General features: G+C 71.9%; 3 protein-coding genes and 1 pseudogene. All 4 read right to left on the bottom strand.

Annotated features, from left to right (window positions below):
• Window positions 1-442, bottom strand: a pseudogene (locus AN218_RS30075) (HD-GYP domain-containing protein); the annotation flags it as partial.
• Between the two features lie 234 nt (window positions 443-676).
• A complete protein-coding gene (gene rsrA, locus AN218_RS30080; protein ID WP_070020209.1) occupies window positions 677-1,090 on the bottom strand; it encodes a mycothiol system anti-sigma-R factor in 414 nt (137 codons plus the stop codon).
• Window positions 1,087-1,737, bottom strand: coding sequence for a sigma-70 family RNA polymerase sigma factor (locus AN218_RS30085; protein ID WP_070020210.1), 651 nt, complete (start codon window positions 1,735-1,737; stop codon window positions 1,087-1,089). The genes rsrA and AN218_RS30085 overlap by 4 nt, the downstream gene beginning before the upstream one ends.
• A gap of 312 nt (window positions 1,738-2,049) precedes the next feature.
• Window positions 2,050-2,422 (bottom strand): alpha/beta hydrolase family protein (locus AN218_RS30090; protein WP_338059652.1); only part of this gene is annotated, 373 nt, incomplete at its 5' end.

The raw sequence follows: 2,422 nt of genomic DNA on the forward strand, positions 1-2,422 counted from the left end.
CGCCCACGGAAGCGCCCGCGGAAGCGCCCGCACCGGCGAGGCTCGCGCCCAGCGGTGCGCAGATCCACGCCGACGCCCAGGCGGCGAGGGCGAGTTGGGCCGCGTGCCACACCCGGCGCGCCGCCGCGTGCCGGTGCTCGACCCGTCCGATCAGCGCCCCCGGAAGCGGTACGAGTGCGGCGGCCGCGGGCGGCAGCAGAAACGCGGCGGTCAGCAGTACGGGGAAGAACGCGCCCATGTTGCCGGGGACCCGGTGCCCCATCAGCGGGCAGCGCGGCGCGAATTCACAGATCGCGTAGAGCGCGGCCAGCGGCAGCAGCACGGCCCACTCGACGTGCCCCGGACCGAGCAGGGCGGGGGCGGCGCACCACACCGCACCGGACGCCGCGCACGCGATGAGTGCACGCGCGGCCCACGGCAGGCCGGCTCGCCCTGCACGCATCGGAAAACCCCTCCCCATACCACGCTGGAAGGGGGAGAATAGGACGGCTGGGACGGGAGTGGGGCCGCATCGCCGCAATGTTCCGCACGTGAACGGAAGTTCTCACACCTTTGAGTGAGTACGCGTAGCCGCAGGAGACGGCCCGTTCTCAACTCCCGTACGGCGAGGGCCGATCGGCGCCCGCGGCGCACAGCGGCACCGTGCACACCGTACGGGCGGAGAGCGGCCCGGCGTTCAGGCGAAGCGCTTGCGTCCCTGCGCGGACTCCACCGACGACTCGGTCTGCGCGGAGGACCGGTCACGGGAGGCGGCCTGGTCGTGCCCGGCCTCCGGCACGGCCCCGGCGCCCTCGCCCTGGAACTCCGCCCCCGACTGCGCCGAACCGGCCGCCTCCGCCTCGCGGATCAGCTCGATCCGGCCCATCACCTTCGAGCGCAGATCGGAGGGCACCTCGTCCTGTCCGCAGCAGCGCTTGACGAGCTTCTTCACCTCCTGCTCCAGGCCGTACTTCTCCAGGCAGGGCGAGCACTCGTCGAAGTGCTCCTTGAACTTCTCGCAGTCACTGTCCGGCATCTCCCGGTCCAGGTACTCGTAGAGGTGGTCAAGCACCTCCGAGCAGTCCGTCTCGTGCGGATCTCCGCAACTCATGAGCCCGAACCTTTCCCGTCGTGCGACTGCGCGGCACCCGCGGGGGCCAGACCCCGGTCACGCGCGTAGTCCTCCAGCATGCCGCGAAGCTGCCGACGGCCGCGGTGCAGCCGGGACATGACCGTGCCGATCGGCGTCCCCATGATGTCGGCGATCTCCTTGTACGCGAACCCCTCGACGTCCGCCAGATACACCGCGATGCGGAACTCCTCCGGGATGGCCTGGAGGGCCTCCTTCACATCGGAGTCCGGCAGGTGGTCCAGGGCCTGGGCCTCGGCGGAACGCAGACCGGTGGACATGTGCGACTCGGCGCGTGCGAGCTGCCAGTCCTCGATGTCCTCGGCAGCGCTGCGCTGCGGCTCGCGCTGCTTCTTCCGGTAGGAGTTGATGAAGGTGTTGGTGAGGATCCGGTACAGCCAGGCCTTCAGATTGGTGCCCTCGCGGAACTGGTGGAAGGAGGCGTACGCCTTGGCGTACATCTCCTGTACGAGATCCTCCGCATCGGCCGGGTTCCGCGTCATGCGGAGCGCCGCCGAATACATCTGGTCGAGATAGTTCAGCGCGTCCCGCTCGAAGCGCGCGCTGCGCTCCGCCTCGGTCTCCTGCCCGGCGTGGCCGCCGTCTTCGGTCCCGGTGACCGGACCCACCTCCTCCGGTGCTCCGGCGAGTCCGTTCGCGGACCCGCCCGAATCGGAGAATAGACGACGTTCCACGCCGCGCGCCGCTCCGGGCGTCCTCCCGCCGGCGAGCGCGACCGTGGCCCAGTCCACCTCGACGGCCTTCGGACGCTGCGGGCAAGCGACAGGCCCCATACTGACGGCTCCCTCGGTCTCGGTAGTACGACTGTCCCGTGAACGCATGCGCGGCGGGTGTTCATTCCCGCGCGGGGCATGCACCGTTCCCGGGCTCCGATCCCCGGAACTCCGGGCTCCGCTCCCCCGGGTCCTCCCGCCCGCCGGTTACAGCGCGAGCCCGTCCAGCCAGGCCGCGACGCCGTCCGTGAGCAGCGCCAGCGCCTCCTCCTGCCCGACGTCCGCGCTCTTCGGCACGGCGAAGCCGTGATCGCCGTACGGCACCTCGACGAGACGGGTGCCCTCGGGGAACTCCCCGGGGCGGCCGAAGGGATCGCGTCCGCCCTGCACCACGAGCACGGGCACGTCCACACCGGCCAGTTCGCCGGCGCGGGACTTCTCGGGCTTGCCCGGCGGATGCAGCGGAAAGGACAGCGCGAGCACCGCGGCGGCGCCCAGCTCCCCGGCCGTACGGCACGCGACCCGGGCACCGGCGCTGCGTCCGCCCGCGACGACGGGCAGGCCCGGCCCGCGCAGCGCG

This window comes from Streptomyces nanshensis, from assembly GCF_001751255.1.
Classification (GTDB): domain Bacteria; phylum Actinomycetota; class Actinomycetes; order Streptomycetales; family Streptomycetaceae; genus Streptomyces; species Streptomyces nanshensis_A.